This is a genomic window from Lactobacillus acetotolerans DSM 20749 = JCM 3825, from assembly GCF_001436775.1.
In the GTDB taxonomy this organism is placed as follows: Bacteria; Bacillota; Bacilli; order Lactobacillales; family Lactobacillaceae; genus Lactobacillus; species Lactobacillus acetotolerans.
In genome coordinates this window covers 1-21,648 of record NZ_AYZC01000009.1, presented here as the reverse complement: position 1 = coordinate 21,648, position 21,648 = coordinate 1, and the positions used below count along the sequence as shown (strand labels likewise).

At 40.0% G+C, this 21,648-nt stretch carries 20 protein-coding genes; 12 read left to right on the top strand and 8 right to left on the bottom strand.

The window, feature by feature from the left end:
• Positions 1-38 precede the first annotated feature (38 nt).
• From ligA to FC77_RS02455, 6 genes are read left to right on the top strand one after another with little or no spacing between them, the layout of a single operon-like run.
• Positions 39-2,045, top strand: coding sequence for an NAD-dependent DNA ligase LigA (gene ligA / locus FC77_RS02480; protein WP_056969984.1), 2,007 nt, complete (start codon positions 39-41; stop codon positions 2,043-2,045).
• Positions 2,046-2,058: 13 nt separating this feature from the next.
• The gene (locus FC77_RS02475; RefSeq protein WP_056970002.1) at positions 2,059-3,198 is read left to right on the top strand and encodes a CamS family sex pheromone protein; all 1,140 of its coding nucleotides are present in this window, start codon (positions 2,059-2,061) and stop codon (positions 3,196-3,198) included.
• A gap of 11 nt (positions 3,199-3,209) precedes the next feature.
• Complete coding sequence (gatC, locus tag FC77_RS02470) at positions 3,210-3,512, top strand: Asp-tRNA(Asn)/Glu-tRNA(Gln) amidotransferase subunit GatC (RefSeq protein ID WP_054681517.1); 303 nt, start codon at positions 3,210-3,212, stop codon at positions 3,510-3,512.
• Positions 3,512-4,954 carry an Asp-tRNA(Asn)/Glu-tRNA(Gln) amidotransferase subunit GatA gene (gatA, locus tag FC77_RS02465; RefSeq protein WP_056969983.1) on the top strand — a complete coding sequence of 481 codons (1,443 nt, stop codon included), beginning with the start codon at positions 3,512-3,514 and terminating at the stop codon, positions 4,952-4,954. Before gatC ends, gatA begins: the two co-directional genes overlap by 1 nt.
• A gap of 4 nt (positions 4,955-4,958) precedes the next feature.
• Positions 4,959-6,389 carry an Asp-tRNA(Asn)/Glu-tRNA(Gln) amidotransferase subunit GatB gene (gatB, locus tag FC77_RS02460; protein ID WP_054681518.1) on the top strand — a complete coding sequence of 477 codons (1,431 nt, stop codon included), beginning with the start codon at positions 4,959-4,961 and terminating at the stop codon, positions 6,387-6,389.
• 29 nt (positions 6,390-6,418) lie between these two features.
• On the top strand, positions 6,419-7,342 hold the full coding sequence (locus tag FC77_RS02455) for a diacylglycerol kinase family lipid kinase (protein ID WP_054681520.1): 924 nt from the start codon (positions 6,419-6,421) through the stop codon (positions 7,340-7,342).
• A 119-nt stretch (positions 7,343-7,461) separates the two neighbouring features.
• On the opposite strand, the gene FC77_RS02450 is transcribed toward FC77_RS02455, so the two are convergent.
• Both FC77_RS02450 and nhaC read right to left on the bottom strand, forming a co-directional pair.
• On the bottom strand, positions 7,462-8,172 hold the full coding sequence (locus tag FC77_RS02450; protein ID WP_056969982.1) for a Bax inhibitor-1/YccA family protein: 711 nt from the start codon (positions 8,170-8,172) through the stop codon (positions 7,462-7,464).
• A 76-nt stretch (positions 8,173-8,248) separates the two neighbouring features.
• Entirely contained in the window at positions 8,249-9,628 is a 1,380-nt protein-coding gene (nhaC, locus tag FC77_RS02445; protein ID WP_056969981.1) for a Na+/H+ antiporter NhaC, read from the bottom strand.
• Positions 9,629-9,988: 360 nt separating this feature from the next.
• Between nhaC and rlmD the strand changes: the two genes are divergently transcribed.
• From rlmD to tnpC, 6 genes are all read left to right on the top strand, one after another.
• Entirely contained in the window at positions 9,989-11,341 is a 1,353-nt protein-coding gene (rlmD, locus tag FC77_RS02440) for a 23S rRNA (uracil(1939)-C(5))-methyltransferase RlmD (RefSeq protein WP_056969980.1), read from the top strand.
• A 402-nt stretch (positions 11,342-11,743) separates the two neighbouring features.
• Positions 11,744-12,052: a hypothetical protein gene (locus tag FC77_RS02435; protein ID WP_162258097.1), complete on the top strand. Its 309-nt coding sequence runs from the start codon at positions 11,744-11,746 to the stop codon at positions 12,050-12,052.
• A gap of 54 nt (positions 12,053-12,106) precedes the next feature.
• On the top strand, positions 12,107-13,390 hold the full coding sequence (locus tag FC77_RS02430) for an ISL3 family transposase (RefSeq protein ID WP_054681524.1): 1,284 nt from the start codon (positions 12,107-12,109) through the stop codon (positions 13,388-13,390).
• 112 nt (positions 13,391-13,502) lie between these two features.
• Complete coding sequence (locus tag FC77_RS02425; protein WP_223209176.1) at positions 13,503-13,679, top strand: hypothetical protein; 177 nt, start codon at positions 13,503-13,505, stop codon at positions 13,677-13,679.
• Complete coding sequence (gene tnpB, locus FC77_RS02420; protein WP_003686704.1) at positions 13,669-14,025, top strand: IS66 family insertion sequence element accessory protein TnpB; 357 nt, start codon at positions 13,669-13,671, stop codon at positions 14,023-14,025. The genes FC77_RS02425 and tnpB overlap by 11 nt, the downstream gene beginning before the upstream one ends.
• A gap of 67 nt (positions 14,026-14,092) precedes the next feature.
• Positions 14,093-15,616, top strand: a complete 1,524-nt coding sequence (tnpC, locus tag FC77_RS02415) for an IS66 family transposase (protein WP_056969978.1) — start codon at positions 14,093-14,095, stop codon at positions 15,614-15,616.
• 103 nt (positions 15,617-15,719) lie between these two features.
• On the opposite strand, the gene FC77_RS02410 is transcribed toward tnpC, so the two are convergent.
• The 6 genes from FC77_RS02410 to FC77_RS02385 all read right to left on the bottom strand — a co-directional run bounded on the left by FC77_RS02410 (position 15,720) and on the right by FC77_RS02385 (position 21,467).
• Positions 15,720-16,955, bottom strand: a complete 1,236-nt coding sequence (locus tag FC77_RS02410; RefSeq protein WP_054681531.1) for an ISL3 family transposase — start codon at positions 16,953-16,955, stop codon at positions 15,720-15,722.
• Positions 16,956-17,254: 299 nt separating this feature from the next.
• Positions 17,255-17,455: a cold-shock protein gene (locus FC77_RS02405; RefSeq protein ID WP_054681526.1), complete on the bottom strand. Its 201-nt coding sequence runs from the start codon at positions 17,453-17,455 to the stop codon at positions 17,255-17,257.
• Positions 17,456-18,047: 592 nt separating this feature from the next.
• Entirely contained in the window at positions 18,048-19,193 is a 1,146-nt protein-coding gene (locus FC77_RS02395) for a glycosyl hydrolase family 8 (RefSeq protein ID WP_056969977.1), read from the bottom strand.
• 15 nt (positions 19,194-19,208) lie between these two features.
• Positions 19,209-20,501 carry a glycosyltransferase family 2 protein gene (locus FC77_RS07850; protein WP_082621112.1) on the bottom strand — a complete coding sequence of 431 codons (1,293 nt, stop codon included), beginning with the start codon at positions 20,499-20,501 and terminating at the stop codon, positions 19,209-19,211.
• A 17-nt stretch (positions 20,502-20,518) separates the two neighbouring features.
• Positions 20,519-20,677, bottom strand: coding sequence for a hypothetical protein (locus FC77_RS08140; RefSeq protein WP_169790071.1), 159 nt, complete (start codon positions 20,675-20,677; stop codon positions 20,519-20,521).
• Positions 20,670-21,467 carry a hypothetical protein gene (locus tag FC77_RS02385; protein WP_225723700.1) on the bottom strand — a complete coding sequence of 266 codons (798 nt, stop codon included), beginning with the start codon at positions 21,465-21,467 and terminating at the stop codon, positions 20,670-20,672. The genes FC77_RS08140 and FC77_RS02385 overlap by 8 nt, the downstream gene beginning before the upstream one ends.
• Between the last annotated feature and the right edge of the window lie 181 nt (positions 21,468-21,648).

Sequence of the window (21,648 nt, the reverse complement as noted above, 5' to 3'; positions counted from 1 at the left end):
AACTTGAGTTGTGATAGTTTTTAATTAAGGGAGAGAAAATGGCAGATTTAACTCTTGCGGAAGCAAAAAAAGAAATTGGTCCTCTTAGGAAACAACTTAATAAGTGGGCTGATGCCTATTATTCAAAAGATGCGCCCAAGGTTGAGGATAACGTTTATGATAAGAAATATAACCGTCTTGTTGAACTAGAAACGCAATTTCCGCAACTTATAACACCTGATTCAATCACGCAAAAAGTTGGTGGGCAGATCGATTCGGAATTTACCAAAGTTGATCACCCAATTCCTATGCTTTCAATGGGGGATGTCTTTTCTAAAGGTGAATTGCGAGAATTTGACCAAAGAATTCAAAAATTGGTCGGTCATCCGGTAGCTTACAATGTTGAATTAAAAATTGATGGCTTATCTATTTCGCTTGAATACACCAATGGTCGGTTAGTTCGTGCCTCTACACGTGGAAATGGTGAAGTTGGTGAAGACGTAACAAGAAATGCTCGCTACATCAAGGATATTCCGCAAACCCTGCCTGAACCGCTGACTACAGAGGTACGGGGCGAATGTTATATGGGTAAAGAAGCATTTGCTAAGTTAAATAAGGAGCGGGACGAAAAAGGTAAAAGTGTTTTTGCCAATCCTCGTAACGCTGCTGCTGGTTCGTTGCGGCAACTTGATGCTCGTATTACTAAGAGACGGGATTTAAGTACCTTTATTTATACCTGGGTTAATCCGCCTGAAAAAATTACGGGTCAGCACCAAGCAATTGATGAGATGCACCGCTTAGGTTTTCATACGAACCAAACGGGGCAAAAATTATCTAATTTGGATGATATTTTTGCTTTTATCGATAAATATACAGCCAAACGTGATAGTTTAACCTACGGAATCGATGGAATTGTACTTAAGGTTGATGATTTAAGTATTGAACAGAGCCTAGGTAATACCGTTAAGGTACCACGTTGGGAAATTGCTTATAAGTTTCCACCTGAAGAACAGGAAACGGTTGTCCATGATATTAAATGGACGGTCGGCCGCACCGGGGTTGTAACGCCAACCGCTGTTATGGACCCGGTAAAACTTGCTGGTACTACGGTGTCACGTGCGGTTCTGCATAATCCGGATCTGCTTAAGGAAAAAGATGTCCGGATTGGCGACACGGTCAAACTGCACAAAGCAGGCGATATTATTCCAGAAATTTCTGAAGTAGTACTGTCAAAGCGGCCCAAAGATTCTGTCCCGTATAAAATTCCAACTACTTGTCCGTCATGTGGTCAAAAATTGGTGCACTTAGAGGGTGAAGTTGCTCTTCGTTGTATTAATCCGTCCTGTCCGGCACAAGTTGAAGAGCAAATAACCCACTTTGCATCTCGACCAGCAATGGATATTGATGGCTTGGGTCCCAAGATTGTTAGGCAGTTAATTTCTAATAATTTAGTTCATAATGTTGCTGACTTGTACCATTTAACCGCTGATGATTTATCCAAGTTAGATCACTTTAAAGATAAATCAATTAATAACTTATTAACTGCAATTAATAATTCTAAGTCGAATTCAGTTGAATTGCTTTTGACTGGTTTGGGAATAGATCACGTTGGAGCTAAGGCTGCCCGCTTAATTGCGCGAAAGTTTAAAAATATGGAAAAGATTATGAATGCGGACGTGCAAGAAGTTGCTTCAATCGCTACAATAGGCATGACGATTGCTGAATCTTTAACTACTTATTTTGCTCAACCAGAGGTTATTAAACTGGTGGAAGAGCTAAAAGAAAGTGGTTTGAACATGGATTACCTCGGTGAAGATGAACCTGAAGAAATTAAAGATAATTACTTTAAAGATAAGACGGTTGTGTTAACTGGTACGCTTGAACATTACACTAGAAGCGAGTTCTCGAAGAAATTGCAGTCTTTAGGTGCCAAGGTAACGGGCTCTGTATCACACAATACCGATTATGTTATTTATGGCAAAAATGCCGGTTCTAAGTATACTAAAGCTGGGAATTTAGGTGTTCCACGTTTAACTGAAGAAGAAGCAATTGCACATATTGAATAAAGGAATAATTAAAGTGAAAAAATATTTGCAAGTTATGGCATTGATTGGCGTGGCCATCAGTTTAAGTGCCTGTGGTAACTTAAAGAATTCTAATTTAGCTAATAATGCAAAAACACCTTCTACTACAAAGACTAAAAGTTACCAGACTACCAATACAGGTAATGGTGGCTATACCGTTTTAATGAAGAACGGCCATTACGTTGTTAGTCCTATTGATGGGCTAACCGCCACTAATAATGACAATTCAGTTGATACACGTGAATTAGAACGTGGCCTGGTGCAAATTTCTAAGGGTCAATATTCTCCTAATTCATACGTTTTTCAAGAGGGTCAATATTTGGATTCTACAACTGTAAATAATTGGTTGGCAAGAAAATCCAAGTCTAATCCTAGGGGATTAAATCCGGCTTCAGGTTCAAAGAAAAATTATAATCCATATTATTTAGAAGAGATTCTTGAACAAGATTATTTGTCGGGTTCCGGTTCCAGTTACCATATAGGTGGTATGAGTATTGGGCTTGCAATGAATTCTGTTGACTACTACCAGAAGTCTAGTGGCGGTCCAGAATACCAAAAGAAAATTTCACGAACGGACCAAAAAAATTATGGTCAACAAATGGCTGGACAAGTTGTGAGTCGTTTGCGTGCCAAAAAGGGATTAAAGCACGTCCCAATTACCGTTGGTCTTTTTTCTAAAACTAGCAAAGATTCCCTCGTCGGTGGAACTTACTTTGCTTACGGGACAGCAGCTGCTAATAGTAGTAAAATAACTAAATGGAAAACTGTGTCGGAGGAATCTGAAGTATTACCGACAATTGGCAACACCAAGGCAATTAATAGTAGTGATGCCTCAAGCTTTAGCAGTTTTAAGGCATCGATTCAAAACTATTTTCCTAATATCAGTGGCGTAACAGCTAACTTACGCTATGATAACGGAAAATTGGCACAAGAAAACATTTCTGTGACTACCCAATTTTATGGTTATGAACAGATCCAAAGCTTTACCCGCTTAGTTTTATCGACGGCGAAAAAGTATTTGCCAAATGATGTTCCAATTGAAATTAAAATTGGCTCTGTTAACGATATACAGGCATTAATTGCTAAAGAAACAGCAGATGGTGATTACCAAGTCCATATTTATGGCGGCGAATAGGAGGTATTTGAGTGAAGATTACAGAAGACACCATTAAACACGTTGCAATTTTATCGCGACTTGAGTTTGATGATAAAGAATTAGGTAAGATGACTAAACAAATGGGTTCAATCATTAATATGGCTGATCAGCTTTCAGAAGTTGACACCAAAGGTGTTCCAGAGACAGTCCAAGTTGTTGATCGTGACACTGTATTTAGGGATGATAAACCTGAACATTGGCAAGATAGGGAAGATTTAATGAAGAATGCACCTGCAAAGGCTAACGGCTTTATTAAGGTTCCTGTAATTATTAATAAGGATGACGACCAATAATGAATTACTTAAATGAAAATATTGACTCATTAAATAAAAAACTTGCTAACGGTTCTTTATCGGCTGATAAGTTAACCAAAGATACTGTAGCAAACATCAAAGATGAAAATAAAAAATTAAATGCTTGGATAACTGTTGCCGATGATGCGAAGCCAGCTGAAAATCTTGATTTTTCCAAGAATAAATTAGCTGGTATTCCAATTGGCATTAAAGACAACATCACTACTAAAGGCGTAAAAACCACTGCTGCTAGTCACATGCTGTACAATTATGTTCCAGTGTTTGATGCAACAGTTATTAGCAAGTTAAAGAAAGCCCAAGCGACTTTTGTTGGCAAGACTAATATGGATGAGTTTGCGATGGGCTCTTCCACCGAACATTCATATTATGGCCCAACTCATAATCCGTGGAATTTAGATAAAGTTCCAGGTGGCTCATCTGGTGGCTCTGCAGCCGCAGTTGCATCAGGTCAAGTTGTTGCTGCACTTGGTTCAGATACTGGTGGTTCGATTCGGCAACCAGCAGCATTCAACGGTATTTTTGGAATTAAACCTACTTATGGCCGTGTATCACGTTGGGGGTTAATTGCCTTTAGCTCGTCACTAGATCAAATTGGTGTATTGACCAAGCGCGCCAAAGATTCAGCTGAAATTTTGAATGTTATTGCCGGAAGCGATGACCGTGATTCAACTGTTTCAGAAAAAGAGGTTCCTGATTTCACAAGCTTCATCGGTCAAGGTGTTAAAGGCTTGCGGATCGGTGTTCCTAAGGAATACATGAGTGATGCGGTTGATGAAAAGGTACGTGCTGCTGTTCAAAAGCAAATTGACTTTTTGAAAGCTAATGGCGCAATTATTAATAAAGTATCACTTCCATTGACTAAATACGTTGTTCCAACTTATTACATCATTGCCTCAAGTGAAGCTTCTTCAAACTTACAAAGGTATGATGGTATTCGTTATGGCTACCGTGCTAAGGACACTAAGAGCTTAGTTGACGTTTACGTTAAGTCTCGTTCTGAAGGATTTGGCCCAGAAGTTAAACGGAGAATTATGTTAGGTTCATTTGCTCTTTCAGCTGGTTCCTATGATAAATTCTTTAAACAAGCAGCAAAGGTTAGAACTTTAATTTGTAATGAGTTTGATAAAATTTTTGCTGATAACGATATTATTGTGGGTCCTACCACGACTACCCCAGCATTTGATATTGGCAGTGAAATTTCTGATCCAATCAAAATGTATAATAATGATATTTTGACTATTTCAGCTAATTTGGCAGGTATTCCTGCAGCTAGTGTACCAGCTGGTTTGGCAGATGGGATGCCCGTTGGTTTCCAAATTATGGCTAAACGTTTTGATGAGGGAAATATCTTTAGGGTAGCTGACTTTATTGAACGTAATAATAAATTTTATGAAAAAACACCATCTGGAATGGAGGATTAACTGAATGAATTTTAAATCGACTATTGGATTCGAAGTCCACTTCGAATTAAAGACTAAGAGTAAAATCTTCTCTCCTTCACCGGTAACTTATGGAGCAAAACCTAATACGGCAACTAACGTGATTGATTGGGCTATGCCAGGTGTATTGCCTTACGTCAATAAAAATGTGTATCGTTTAGGTATCATGGTAGCTTTGGCAACACATGCTCATATTCTGCCAAATACACATTTTGATCGTAAGAACTATTACTATCCTGACAGCCCCAAAGCTTATCAGATTACCCAATTTTTCCAACCACTTGCTCGTGATGGTTATGTTGATATCGAGGTTCACGGTAAAAAGAAGCGTATCGGTATCCATGAAATGCATATTGAGGAAGATGCTGGTAAGAATGCTCATGGTACCAACGGTTATTCTTATGTTGACTTAAACCGTCAAGGTGTTCCGTTGATCGAAGTCGTTTCTGAGCCAGATATTACCGATCCAGATGAAGGTTATGCATACCTTGAAAAGTTAAGAAAAGTTGTTCAGTTTACTGGTGCTTCTGACGTTAAGATGGAAGAAGGATCAATGCGTGTTGATACCAACATTTCTATTCGTCCAGCCGGACAAAAGAAGTTAGGTACTAAAGTTGAAATGAAGAATTTAAACTCCTTCGAACACGTTCGTAAATCATTAGCTTATGAAGAAAAACGCCAGCAACAAGTACTTTTATCAGGTGGACGGGTACAATCTTCGACCCGTCGGTTTGATGAGGCGTCAGGGAAGACTGTTTTGGAACGTGTTAAGGAAGGTGACGCCGATTACCGTTACTTCCCAGAACCAGATTTAGCACCATATCATATTAGCCAAGACTGGGTTGATAAGATTGCTAAAGAAATGCCAACTTCTGCAGAAGATCGTTATGATGAATATGTTAATAAGTTTGGTCTGAAGCCTTACGATGCAAATGTATTGTTGCAGACCAAAGAAAGCTCTGACTTCTTTGATAAAGCAGTTGCAGCGGGAGCCGATCCACGTTTAGCTGCTAACTGGATGAATACACAAGTAAATGGTTACTTAAATGATAATCGCGTTTCCTTATCTGATATTAAACTTACTCCAGAACATTTGGCTGCTATGATTAAATTAATTAAGGATGGCACTATTTCATCTAAGATTGCTAAGAAAGTCTTTGCTGAAACTATTACTAAGGGTACTGACCCTAAGAAATACGTTGAAGATAAGGGAATGGTTCAGTTATCAGATACCAGTGTTTTGCAACCAATGGTTACAAAGGTTGTTGATGCTAATCCACAATCGGTTGAGGACTTTAAGAACGGTAAAGATCGTGCGATTGGCTATTTAGTTGGTCAAATCATGAAACAGACTCGTGGTAAAGCCAATCCTAAGGTTGTTAATAAACTGCTCAACCAAGAATTGCAAAGTCGTTAATTTGAATTTTTAAAATATTAAGGGTAATTATGATTAGTAAAGCAAGATTAATATATAATCCTGTATCCGGTCACGAACAAATGCCGAAAAATGTAGCTACCATTCTGGATGTTCTAGAAAGAGCCGGGTATGAAGCCAGTGCTTATAGAACGACTCGTAAGAAAAAGAGTGCGCAAAATGAGGCTACGCGTGCAGCAAAGGAAGGTTTTGATTTGATCGTTGCTGCAGGCGGTGACGGTACAATCAATGAAGTTGTAAATGGAATTGCGTTTCTAGATAAAAGACCTAAAATGGCAATCATTCCTGCTGGAACGACAAATGATTATGCACGTGCATTGAATATACCACGTGATAATATTGCGGCAGCAGCCAAAGTTATATTGAAAAATAAGACTCGTAAGATGGATATTGGGAAAGCTAATTTCAAAGGCGGTGATGACCAATATTTTGTTAACATCGCTGCTTGTGGCTCCTTAACGGAGCTTACATATGGTGTCCCTTCAGAAGTTAAGTCTGCATTAGGTTATGCTGCATATTTAATTAAAGGTGCAGAAATGTTGCCTCATTTGACTGAGAATGAAATGCGGTTAACTTACGACGGCGGGGTTTATGAAGGTAAACTCTCTATGTTTTTGCTTGGGATGACTAACACAATTGGTGGCTTTGAGCAAATTATGCCAGATGCACAATTAAGTGATGGCTTATTTCAATTAATCGTAGTTAAACCATCTGATCCGGTTAAGGTACTTAAATTAATGGCTCTAGCTTTAAATGGCAATCATATGGATGATCCAGACATCATTTATACGAAGACAAGGACTTTGAAAGCTGAGCTTATTGGTAAGAGTAAAGGTAAGAAGTTACCGGTTAACCTTGATGGTGAGATTGGTGATTATTGCCCCGTAAATTTTGAAAATTTAAAACAACGGATTGAATTTTACGTTGGTGGTTAAAATATGAAAAAGCTTGTTACTACAAAAATAATAACAAGCTTTTTTATATAATGATGAGTACATAAAAAATCCTGTTACTAAATTTAGTAGCAGGATTTTATTTATTATTAAAGTGATTTTTAACGACGATCATTACCGCCCATACCGAAAATTTCAAGTAAGAACATAAAGATGTTAATGAAGTCTAAGTATAACTGTAATGCCCCAAGAATGGCTAAACCATTAGTGGAAACTTGATCACCGAAGTTATTATAAATATCCTTCATTCTTTGTGCATCGCTAGCGGTTAGGCCAGTAAAAATGATTACCCCAATAATTGAAAAAATGTAATCAACCATAGGATTTTTCAAGAACATATTAACTATTAATGCAACTAAAAGTCCAATTAAAGCTGCGCTTAAATATGATTCCCAGTTGGCTAAATCTTTATGTGTGAAGCTACCAAAGCATGCCATTGCAATAAAGACAGCTGCTGAAGAAACAAATGCAGTGGTTATTTGAGTACCAGTGTAGTAACCAGCAAGTAGTGAAAATTCAAAGCCATAAATGATAGATAATATCATTAACATGATAAAACTTGCAGCTGGGTTACGGTCAGCTTTAAAACTAATGCCAATTGCTAATCCAAATGGTACCAGCAAAATGATCCACATCATTGCCACTGGCATTTTCATGACAGCGCTTCTGAAAACGGTCATTGTTAAATATGCGGTCAAAGCAGATACTAAAACTGCTAATCCCATAACACTATATAATTTTGTTAAAAAACGATTGACCTCTGTAACGTCATGTACTTGCCGACGTTGAGGCTCAGTAGAGAAGTTATCCATAAAAACATCCTTTCTGTCATATAGATACTTATAATAAACTATCACAAAATAGGTGAAGACTAAAGGGGATAGTTTATTATTTTTGCTTAGGTTTTTCTGCCCATTTTAAGCCAATTCCTGTGACTCCACTTAAGATTGAAAATAGCGGAGATAGGAGGCTGAAGAAAGTAAAAGGTAAAAATGCCAGTACTGGAACTCCTAAAGTTGAGGCAGCAAATGAACCGGCAACACCCCAAGGGATGAGGTAGTTAATGACGCTTCCTCCATCTTCTAATACCCGGCTAAGTGCTAGTGGTGACAATCCCATTTTTGTATAAGCAGGTTTAAAGGCACGGCCGGGTAAAATAACTGACAAGTATTGTTCGCCAACGAAGAGGTTAATGCTAATGCCTGATAGAATAGTAACGGTGATCAAAGAAGCAGGCTTTTTTAAATGTTTGATTAATGGTTCCATTGCACTTTGAATAATATTAAATTTCATGAGTAAACCACCTAGTGAAAGGGTGGTAATGATCAATGAAACGGTACCCATCATACTAGAAATACCACCACGGCTGAGTAAAGTGTTAACTGTTGCACTGCTGGTTTTAGCTACAAATCCGTTCATGATTAAATTATTTAATGAGGTAACAGATTCGTGTGGATTTTCAATTAAAATCATAATGACTGTCGCAGTGATATTAATGAATAAGGTAGGAATAGCTGGGATCTTCCGCCACGCACAGAAAAGCATTAGGGCAATTGGTAATAGTACCCACCAGGAAATGAAGAAGTGACTTTGTAAAACATTGGAAGTCTGGGTAATTTTGCTGACATCCATTTGCCCACTATTTCCAAGGATCCAGAAGAGAATAAATGAAATAATGAATGAGGGAATGGTTGACCACATCATATTTTTAATATGAGCGAACAATTCGCTTTCTGCAACCGCTGCCGAAAGGTTAGTTGAATCAGAAAGAGGTGACATTTTATCACCGAATACAGCGCCTGAAACAATTGCACCAGCCACTAAGGCAGGATTAGCCTTCATGCTGATGCCAATACCAAATAAAGCAATTCCTACAGTCGAGATAGTGGTAAAACCACTACCGATTGCGATACCAATAACGGAGCAAACGAGAAACACGGATGGGACGAAGAAATTACCGTTGATTAGCTTAAAGCCAAGTACCATGATTGATGGGATGATGCCTGCCTTGATCCAGCTACCGATCAGAGCACCAATTAATAGAAAGATAAAGATGGGAATAATGGCAACACCGATTCCTTCTTTAATTCCGTTTTGAATGTCCTGCCAAGAAAAGCCGCGAATTTTTGCCCAAAAAGTGAGGAGGATAACCGTAAAAAGGACGGGAACTTCTGGTGAAAGTCGAAATTTAATTACTGAAATTCCTAAAATGACTAAAAGAATTGCAAGAATAACGATAGATTCTGTGAAGGATACTTTCTTTTTCATTTATTTTCTCCAATAAAAAAGTCCTGCTGACAAAATTGTCAACAGGACGATCAATAACCGTGGTACCACCTAATTTTCAAGTGTAAAACTTGATCTCTATTAGATGATAACGGGTCTGAATATTACCGAACAATTATTATTAACACTGTAATTCATTGACTCCGCCTGACTGGCTTGCACATGACCACCAGCTCTCTGACGCTTAACGAAGCAATTACTGTTTGTGTTGATTGATTGAAAACCATCTTAGCAAGATTTAAAAAGACTGTCAATATTTTTAATTGGACAGAATTATTACTTTTATTTTTGTTTTCTAGTAAAATAAGAGTATTACTAAGTGTTTGTAAAAAAGGACAAAATATGAAGAAAAATCAAATTGTCGATTTAAAAATTACGGATTTATCTTATCAAGCAATGGGAGTTGCTCATTATGAAGGGATGACCGTTTTTGTTAATAATGCCTTACCAGGTGAAGTTGTTACCGCAAAAATCTTGAAGGTAAAGAAGCGTTACGCTTTTGCTAAGATTGAAAAAATTAAGAAAGAGAGCCCTGACCGAGTAACTGTTAAACTCAATCAGTGGGTGCAAACAGGTTTAGCATCGCTCGCACATATTAAGTATGATAAGCAACTTGAGTTTAAACGTAATCAGGTCGTTAACTTACTTAAAAAAGCTCATATGGAAAACGTTGAAGTAGGAGAAACCTTACCTAGTCCAGAACAAACAGGTTATCGTAACAAGGCGCAGGTTCCTGTAAGAGAAGTTAAGGGACAATTAGAAATTGGCTTCTTTAGGCGTCATTCTCATGACTTGGTTCCACTTACTAACTTCTTTACAACGGATCCGGAAATTGACCGTGTTTTAGTTGCGGTTCGCGATTTGTTACGTAAATACCAAATCCCAGCTTATGATGAAATCAATAATAAGGGTGAGGTTCGCTACATTGATGTTCGCCGCAGCAAGGCAACGGGTGAAATTATGGTAATCCTGGTATGTTTGTACAAGGATTTTCCACAATTGCCTGACCTAGCAAAGGATATTGAAAAGATTAAAGGGGTAACGAGTTTAATTTTAAACTATAACCCTAAGAAAACTAATGTCATCTTAGGTAAGACGGATTACCTTGTATTTGGTGAACCACAAATTACTGATAAGATTGGTGACCTTAAATTCAAGATTTCACCTGAAAGTTTCTTCCAGATTAATTCTTTGCAGACACCACGTTTGTATAATTTAGCAATTAAACAGGCTAATTTAAAACCAACTGATGTTGTTGTTGATGCTTATTCAGGTATCGGTACGATTGGGTTGTCTGTCGCTAAGCATGTAAAGTCAGTTCGCGGAATTGAAGTTGTTAGGGATGCTGTTAAGGATGCAAATGCAAATGCCAAATTAAATGGCATTAATAATGCTAAGTATACGACTGGCAAGGCAGAAAAAATTATGCCGCGTTGGGCTAGTGAAGGGATGAAGACTGACGTAATCTTTGTCGATCCGCCAAGAAAAGGTTTGACACCTGAATTTATCGATGCAGCTGTAAAGACTAAACCAAAGAAGATCGTTTATATCTCATGTAACCCAGCTACTTTGGTTCGTGATTTGCAATTGTTCCAAACAAAAGATTACACATTTAACCGGATTGATCCTGTGGATATGTTTCCACAGACTCCGCATGTTGAGAGTGTTACAGTCCTGGAACGGACAGGAAAATAGCCGATAATCGCCGGTATAACGGTATTCATCGATGATTGAAAGTGTACAAATTCTGATTTTGATGATTGGAATTAGTACACTTTTTCTATTTGGAGCTGGCGGGTAGAGTGTTCAATGTCCTATTTCGCTAGTTGAGTGTGCGAATGTCCAGTTTGGCAGATTGTGTTTATTAAGGTGATGAAAACTGGGATAAAGGTTTATGTGACAGTATTTACAGAGTGTGCAAAAATCAGTCAATTTAGTGTTGAGAGTTGAGTTAACGAGTATGCTATTGAATTTTGACTGTTTCGATTAAAAAATAGAAAATCTGCAGGGCGGTAGTATACTCGACGTATATGACAAAAATTATTCTTTTTAAATACATATAGAATAAACATGATGATTACGAATGAAGGTGCTTTCATGAAAAATAAAATAAGTGATAAGAATATGTTTCAGAATTTTGAGGTAAAGGCCTACTGGTTTCTTAATGACAATCAAAATTCCGGCTCTTACGGTTTTTTAAAATATAATGCTGGTCAGGATTCTGTGTTCGAGATATCACCTGCTTTTTGTGATGAAACTGAACAATTTAATAGTCCATCACCATATGATATTTGTGGGATTTCTGAATATGGGGAAATTATCCGCGGAATTGGATACAGAGTAGGTAGTTCCTTTAATCATCCGGGATTAAGCATTGAAAAGATTCAATTCTTTGATTTAAAATAAAAAACGAAAGATGGCTCGAACCCCCGTCTTCGTTTAAAGAAAGGACCATCTTTCATGGATTATTCTACCAGAACTGCCCTTGGGATTAAAGATTCCCACTTAGAATTAGATACTGCCCATTTCAAAAATGTGATTGAAAGCCATGATAACCAAGTGGTTGTTCATCTCATTCAGTCTTATCCTTTACGCTGCCCGCGTTGCGGCCAATTAATGCTTAAAAATGGCTTCAAAATAGTTAACGTACTGGGACCAAGTCTACATTACCAACCAACTATTTGGCCGATTCGTAATCAAAAGTATCTTTGTAAACCTTCATCAGCTTGTCCATCAACGATTACGGAGTTGGCTAAGGTCAAGGACATTAAATATCGTCATCACATCAGCCAAGCAATTAAACAACAGGTGATGATACAACTAACTACCAATGAGTCCCAAATTGATATCGCCAAGGAACTGGGAATCTCTGACTGGACTGTTAGACGGGTTATCTTTAACCTGGATCAATTTTTCAAACCAAACTATCATTGGTTACCTCGCCATATTGCCTTTGATGATTTTAAATCTGGTCGCTTTGCACCCAGTGGAATGAGTATGATCCTGATGAACATTGAAAATCATCATACCATTGATATTATTCTGTCACGACGTAATCGCTACTTGCGTAATTACTTTCTGCGCTACGATCGTGCGGCTCGTCTGGCAGTGCGCACGGTTACGGTTGACCTGTATACGCCTTATCGTCATCTTATTCATGAACTATTTTCCCATGCCATAATTATTGCCGACCACTTTCATGTGGTCGCTCAAGCTTACCGGGCTTTGAATAAAATTCGGGTTAAAGCTATGAACCAAGCTGGCAATGGGAGCCATCAATGGCGGGCACTCAAGCATTTCTGGAAATTAATCCTAACCCCAGCGGGGTTACTCAAATATGATAACTATTGGTCACGTCGTAATTTTGGCTATACTCAGTTGACCGACGTTGAAGTTATTCAACGCTTACTGGCTTTCAATGATGATCTTAAACAAGCTTATCGTTATTATCAGGACCTTATTCTCGCGATCAATCATCGTAGTAAGGATGAACTCAATCATTTACTCGCGATTAAATGGACCCAGCTTCCCCAATCACTTCAAAAAGTTCAACGGACTCTCCGGAGGCATCGTAAAGAGATTATCACCAGCTTTAAATATGGTGACTACACGAATGGTCCAGTCGAAGGAACTAACAATAAGATCAAAGTTATTAAACGAACTGCTTATGGCTTTCGTAACTTCTTTAATTTTCGAGCTCGAATCCTGCTTGCCCTTCCTAACTCATACTTTGCCATCAACTAGAAGAATAAAAGAACAGCTCATGTCCAATCGTAAGCACTCCATAACAAGACGTATATGAAAATCAGTAGGCACCTCCTAAACTGGAAGAAAACAGTTGGAGGTGCCTTTTCAATTGCAAGATATTATTCCGGTGAATTTACATGAACGAAATCCAAAGGATTTCAAACCAACCAAGCCACAAATGGTAGCAAAACTATCAGTCAAACGAGTCAACGTCACCATTTTTGACACGATTAGCAAAGACCAAATGAGTGAATTAATGGAAGTGATTTTGAATCATGTTGGTTAACTGGCAAGATCCAAAACATGTTTACATTGTTTGCGGGAAAACAGACCTTCGTAAAGGGATCGATGGCTTAGCCATCGTCGTGCAAGAGAATTACGGTTTGGGACTATTTGATGATTCATTGTTCTTGTTTTGTGGCAATCGCAATGACCGTTTTAAAGGTTTATATTGGGATGGTGAAGGTTTCATCCTGTTGTATAAACGGTTTGAGAATGGTGGCCTTCGTTGGCCACGTTATCGAAACGATGCTCATCAGTTAACCAAGCAACAAATTAGGCAATTATTGGAAGGTATCAATCCGTTACCTCCGAGACGGGTTAAACCCGCGTCACATGGGCCTTTTTATTGAGTTTTTGGCTGTTAATGGTCCTCTGTTTTCGGTATAATAATATATATCGGAAAGGAGGTGACGAATCATGGCAAACGAAGAAAAATTACTTCAGGAAAATGATGACCTTAAACAGATAATTAAAGAGCAAAAGGAAATCATTGAGCAGTTAAAACAGTTACTGTACGGGAAAAAAACGGAAAAAATACCCGTTAACGAAAACCAGACATCGCTATTTGATGATGAAGAATTAGATGAGATGGCTGAAGAAGTAGAATACGACGAAGTCGTTGAAAAGACTACTAAGACCGTGGTTCGTCATCATTCCAAAAAGGCCAAAGTCGGCAAACGGAAGAAATATTTGGATAAATTAGAACAAGTTGATCAGGTTCACGCATTAAGTCAACAAGATTTAATCTGTCCTGATTGTCATCAAGAAATGGAGAAGATCGGTACTCGGGTGGCTAGTCGAGAAGTTGAACTGGAACCGGCGAAGGTTCACTGCGTCAACCATCTCGTTGGGACGGCTAAGTGTCATCATTGTCACCCCAACGGTGGAGATAAATTGGTAAGTGCTGGTTCGCCACAACCACTGTTCCCACATAGCTACTATTCAAGTAGTGTTTTAGCGGCGATTATCTCTAATAAATATGAACTAGCGGTGCCGTTACATCGGCAACAACGCAGCTGGCAACGGTTAGGTTTACCATTAACGACTAAATCAATGGCCAGAACTGTTATTAACGGTTGTTTCCAATTCCTGAGTTCGATCTACGATCGTCTAAAAGCGGAATTAAACCAAGAAATCGTTGTTCACATGGATGAAACACCATTTAAGGTATTGGAAGACAATGGATCTAACAGCTACTTTTGGGCGCTTAGAACGACGAAGGGGTTTAATCAACACGACATTGCCCTCTTCCATTATTCTGATACTCGATCTGGAAAAGTGATTGGTGAGATCATTGGTGACGATTACAAAGGCACCATCATCTGCGATGGATATGGTGGATACAGTAATAATCGGTTTCCAAAACTTAGTTTTGGGACTTGTCTTGTCCATATTCGCCGTGAGTTTGCGGAATTGGCCAAGATTGCCAGTGAGTTCGGAACCTCAAAGGCTAAGCAAGTTCTTAAATTGATGTGTGGGGTATTCCATACAGAGAAGAACTTAAAGTATGATTCCGAAGCTGAGAAGTTAGCGCTCCGTAATCAACTGGTTAAGCCCAAACTTGATATGGTTTATGATTTCATTACCAAGATTGAGAATCCAATGGGCAAACTAAAGCGAGCAATTAACAATGCTTTACGGCTTAAAGACCGGTTGTACAAGATTTTTGATAATGCGCAGTTACCATTGGATAATAATCCGGTCGAGCAAAGCATTCGTCCAACAACGCTAGTTCGCAAGAACAGCTTATTCGCCACTTCCAAAAATGGCGCCAAAACCAATGCGATGATTTATACCATTATCCAAACGGCTAAGTTAAATAACTTGAGAATCTTCGATTACTTGAAATACGTATTTGATCAATACACAAAGCGTGTTGCGGTAAAGGTCGAAGACCTTTTACCATGGAATCAAGAAATTCAAACCAAGTTTCATGTATAACGAAAAAGGGATACTCTGAAAATCCATTTTGGAAATTCAGGGTATCTGTCAACTGGTATTGATGGATGCCGACACCTCTTACTTAAATGTGAGAGGTGTTTTTTTACGCAAACAGACAATCAATTCTTAAAAAGAAGAATTCTTGATTGGCAAACCCATAACAAGAGCGTTTTAAGACTTTGATCTTTCGGTTAATTCCTTCAAGAGGACCATTGGAAAATTCATACTTAACACTATTGATAACTGCTTTGAGATTCTTACGCAGAGTAGAGATAGTTGTGTCCATCTCGGTTTTAGTGGTTTGGTAGTCACGAATAGCTGACATTAATAGCTCGCTATCGCGACCAGCGATTGCCAGGGTGATATCTTGATAAGTGTCATAAACTGCTTTGAATCTGGGAAACTTATTAGTAATTAGATCAACGGCATTTTGACGAGTCATATACTCATTGATGCCGAGCAGATAAACAGGTTTTTCAGGTCTCAAAGTAGTTACCTTTTGATGAAATAGGCGCCATTGTGACTTAAGAATGCGGTATTCACGACTGTGTTTGTCTAGCGTCTTAAGTAGACTAATACGGCTATTGTCAAGAGCACGACCGGCTAGTTGGACGATGTGGAAACGATCAATAATAACCTTAGCGTTAGGGAAAAGGCGATAGATAAGGCTTTGATACTGAGCATTAAGATCAATGACTACTGATTGGACTTGGGCACGTTCCTGCTTAGAATAACGATTTTCAAAGTAATTGATAATCGAGGAAGATAGTCGATCATAAAGCTTAACGACTAATTGATGGGTTTCGCTATCACAACAAATAAAGGACATCGTTGACTTAGTGGAACGAAACTCATCAAAGCAAAGATGTTTAGGAAGCTTAGCCATGCGATAATGTGGTTGAACCCGTTCAATGATAGTTCGTCGAACGCTACTAGGGGAGCAGTGACATATTTTGGCAATCAATTCACCATTAAGGCCCTGCTTAACTAATTGCATAACCTGGCTTTTAAGCTTTTTAGATAGGGTGTGATTTTCTTTGGTTAGGCTGGTAATAGCACCAAAGGTGCTATTACAGCATTTACAGTAGTACCGTTGTTTCCAGAGAATTAATTCATAGCGAACCCCGTCTAAACTAGCTAAGCGAATATGGGTTTTGCGGTAACCATTTCTAACGACTTTAGTAAAGCCACAATTACGACAACGCGTAATTGGATACGTTAATTTAGCTGTAATTTCTCTAGCGGTTTCAGGACCAATTTTCTCTTCCTCAACAGTTTGAACTTTGATATTGGGGTCTTTAATTCCAAGGACATCTAAGATAAAATGATTTTGGGACATTTGCATAGCCTTCTTTAACATGATTTTTGTGGTGAATTGATTGTACAACAGGGCATAGCAGATGTCCTTTTTTGTGTACAAAAAAACTGGCATTGATTTTCATCAATACCAGAAAGTGTAGACCCGAAATTCAGGGTATCCCTTTAATTGTCATCCCGTATCGTTATGGTGTGCTTACGTCCAATCTCAGACACGAGCTGTTTGAAAAGTTATTCAAATTTTTCTATCAGTACTTCTTGACGAAGAGCCATAAAAAAGAACTACTCCATCAAAAGCAGTTCTTCATAATATTAGACAAATTATTGTGGAACAACATTAGTCGCTTTAGGTCCTCGATCGCCTTGTTCAACATCGTAACTAACTTTTTGCCCTTCCTCAAGACTCTTAAAACCGTCAGTTTTAATTGATGAAACGTGTACGAATACATCTTTACCATCTGAACCAGTGATAAACCCAAAGCCCTTATCAGCATTAAACCATTTTACAGTACCTTTTTGCATATATATATATCCTCCTAGGAATCAAACCAAAGTAACCAAATTGAATTAACATCTAAGAAAATAATAGATAACAAAGATGAATGATACTTATAACTTCCGTATATGTCAATTTGACTAACTCTAACACTTTAATTCGCTGTATGCAACCCTAAATAATTCAAGCGCACAGTTTTTCATATGACTATAATGATGTCCAATCGGAGTTGCTCAGTGTGATAAATAATTGGGTAAGTTCCTCAAAAGAGTTACAGTTACTGGTGGATGACTATTTGTTAACGGTTAACTACAGGTCGGTAATTGAAAATGATCTTGTCAATTATACACAAGGCATTGAATCGTATTTTAGAAATGAACGTCTTACTTTGAGGGATAAAATAAACAAATTTATTGAGGAATTGCCTGAATCCTATAGAGAACTATTATCTGAACACGTTGGAAATACAGATGATTGGATTGGAAAGCTTGTAAGCACAAGGGTATTTCCTAACACACGGAGATAGAGAAAATATGGCGGTATCTAATCCTTATAAGTTAGTGCATTTGATTGCCTCGGGCCGGGTGCCGAAGACCGTCATTATTTTCTTTTTCATTATTAATTCATCCCTTCCATTGCCGCAATCGTGGTTAGCGTGGCGTCATAGTAATTATCCTTTGGCAATGGCTTGCTAAAGATAAATTTCTGACTTGAAAATAGGTTGTCATACCCGTGGTTTCGGTTGCGACTCACTGCTAAAAAGATCGGGGCACTAAAGCTGGCTGATTGGTGATGATTCAGCTTTTTCCCGGTCAGTGTGTAGCCTGCTGTTACGTATGATACGTATGAGCGTCGGCTGAAGAACTTCATCATGCGGGTCAATGTCTTCTGTGCCCGGGGATCTTTGCTGTTCGCAAGCATCATCGGTACCCGGCAGGCGTTGGCGAAATAGTTGCCATCGTTCTTGCTGGCCATTGTCCACGATTTGACGGGCTTGGCACTGTCCGCAGTTACCCAAGCAAAGTCGGGAACTAGTCCGGTGCGGTGCTGAGCACTGAGGTCCGCAAGGTGATCGAGCATCCCATCCTTTACAATTCGCCACCGTTGGTCGTGGCTGGACTGATAGAAAGTGTCAAAAAAGGTCGGGGCCACGTCTGACGTCCGCATCAAGCGGTAGTACTTTGACTTGCTCGTCGCCCAATCACCCACCGTCAGCGATCTGGTATGCGGGTTATACTCATAGGCCAGAATATCGTTCGTCAGGTGCCGTTCTAAATTCCGGTAGTAGCCAGCCCGCTTTGGCCAAACCCGAGCTGCCTGGTGGAGGGCCATGGCGATGAAGAGGTCCCCGTCGGTCGCACTGTTGATATCACTAGCCCAGTGACCATTCTTTTGGTACTGGCGCCATTGCATCAGGTAGGTTGGCGTCTGGTGGTGATTGCCGACATAATCCCGGTGGGCAAGGTAATAGTTCAGCAACTGGTCGAAGTCACGTGATTTTGCCCAACCATGTTGACCAGCCGCGGCAGTAATGTAGAGCCCATATCCCTGCCCCTCGGAAAGGGTAACGGGTTTGGCACGATTGTTGCTGGTATTAACAAAGGCCCGGTTAGCGGATTGCTTGATGATGTATGTTTCTCGCCAACGCCGGTAACTCTCAGCCTGAATATGATAAGGGCTCTCAATTTGAATAACAATGAGGGTGGCGGTATAGATAATTGCTATCAGCGCCGTCAGAAACCATGTAAATTTAGATAATCGCATAACTTTTTCTTTCCACTAGTTATTAAAGCGCTTGGTCTTAATCCAAACGTTACCATTGCGTCCCAGCAGGGCATCCAGGCAGACCGAAGTCACGGCATGGATGGAGATCACAATAAAGAGCTGCGAATAGGTAAAATACGAGGCCAGTGCCAGCCAGATCTGGCGAGTCGTGGCCTGACCAAATTGGGTGGCCATTGCGACTGATATCTGAAGAATATACAGGATAATCATCAGAAGCCAGTTCAGTAATAATACCTGCATAATTAAAATATTACTCTCGCCAAAGGTAAACGGAATTACTAGGTACGGGTTGAAGAACCGGGCAATAATAAAGCCGACGTTGGCGAGAAAGATAATATCAGATAGGACAATGGCAGCGTTAAACCAGAAGAAGGTGCAGGAGTAGTAGAAGGTTTCGAGCTTAACCCGCCAGTTGCTGTGATCGAACAGGTGGCGGAAGTTATGAATGACCACTTGGTAGTTGCCCTTCGCCCATCGCAACCGTTGGACGTAATAGTCATGCAGCCGTTCCGGCTCCTGCTGAAAGGCCTCGGAATTGTAGGCGAGGGCGATCAGTTTCCCAGTCTGCATGATCTTGAACGAAATGTCGGTATCCTCGGTCAAGGCTCCATTGCGCCAGCCGCCAATCTCCTGGACAAACTGGCGCTGAATGATGAAGTTCGTGCCGGGGATGCGGCCAATCCGGAACAGGTGCCAGATACCACAGTGCTGGATCCGCTGGGTAACGACAATCTCTTGGTTAATGCACTTAGTCAGGAAATTCTGTTGCGCATTGCGGGTCTTGTTCCGCCCAAAGACGGCAACGTAGCGTTCCGGATTTTCCAGTGCCTTCCGCACCAGGAAATAGAGGGCATTGGTTTCTGGCATTGCATCGGCATCGTAGACCCCAATGTAGTCGCCATGAGCTATTTTAAGGGCATCGTTAAGAACCCCAGCCTTGGCGCCGGATCCGGTCCGTTCAATAATTTTAACATTGCGGCTGCGATAGCGCGGATCAGCAAGCACCCGCCGCATCTCATCAACCGTCTTATCCGCACAGTTATCCGCATAGAGGAGCAGTTCCACCCGGTCTGCCGGGTAGTTCATATCAAGGATTGCCCGCGTAGTTTGGGCGATCACGACCTCCTCGTTATGGGCGGGGACGACGATCGTGATCATCGGGTAGCGCGGCAGTGGGGTAATTTTAATCACCTTGGTACTGTGTTTGAGCCAGAAATCAATAGCCCCGCTCAGGGTAAAGATCTGCATGACGAGGCAAATCCAGATGGAGGCCAAAGTGATAATCATCAGTATCTCTTGAACCACTAGTCATCATCCCCTTTTGCGTAGTGCTGTTTGTCGTAGTGAAGCATTGTTTTCTCAACCCGCGAGTAAATTATCCACTGGAGAACGAAGAGAATCATGACAAGGATGAAGAAAATAAGGGTAATCTCCATTGCCAACCAGAAAAACCAATTAACCATTTGCATTATCCTCCTTCATATATTCCACTATCAGGTCCGCTTCCATATCGCGGTTGAGATGGCGTATGATCTCCTTAAGCTCCGGAAACTTTGCAGCATTGTCTTTATTAATGTACTTGGTACCCCACTTAAACTGCGGTGTTGCCTGACCGATCTTTAGTTTCTGCAGACTTTGACGCGTCAGAGCATTCCGGTGATCATAGGTCTGCTTGGTCAGGTTGAACGAGATAATCAGAAATGTTCCGTGGCCAATATAGTAAAGCGCTTCGGAGGGAAGCCGGTCATCCTTCAGGACCTTAGCAATTTTCCGCAGCATCTCGTTATATGCACGCTTATGAAACTGCCGGATCTGTCGATTGTGTGACCAATGGATTGCGGTGATATTAAGCCACTGACTATCACACTGATCCTCCATGACAAACCGCAGAGCCTTTTTGTAAATCTTCTGAGCGTTGTACTTTGTATGCAATTTAGTGATCTGGTCATAGTGTTCCACATAACTATTGATCTCAGAGCAATTACGATCAATCCCTACCCAAGCAGAAAGGATTGACCGGCTGAGCGTAGTCAGGCTGGCACAGACTGGGAAGGCCAACAGCAGACCGATCTTGATTGGAATCGTCATCACAACGTAACCCATCATCAGGATTGCAATCCCGATGGTTGACAGGCCGATAATCAGCCAACTCAATAAGATGTTGGAAATCAGCGTCCCAGCTGCGCTTCCCAAAAGAACCAGGATCAGCATAGCTGTCGCCACGGTGGTTGAGTAATTTCCTGCCCACCACATTAAAACTGCAATTAGGGCCCCCCCTCAGGAAAAGGGTAGTCAGGCCGAATTCAACTATATGTCGTCGTATCAATTTCAAAATCTCCTTTGCTATATTTCGAAGGTATGGATAAATACATCCATAACGTGTGGTGCTAGTTAAATAAATTATTTATAAAAAAAGCCCAACAAAGTTAGACTT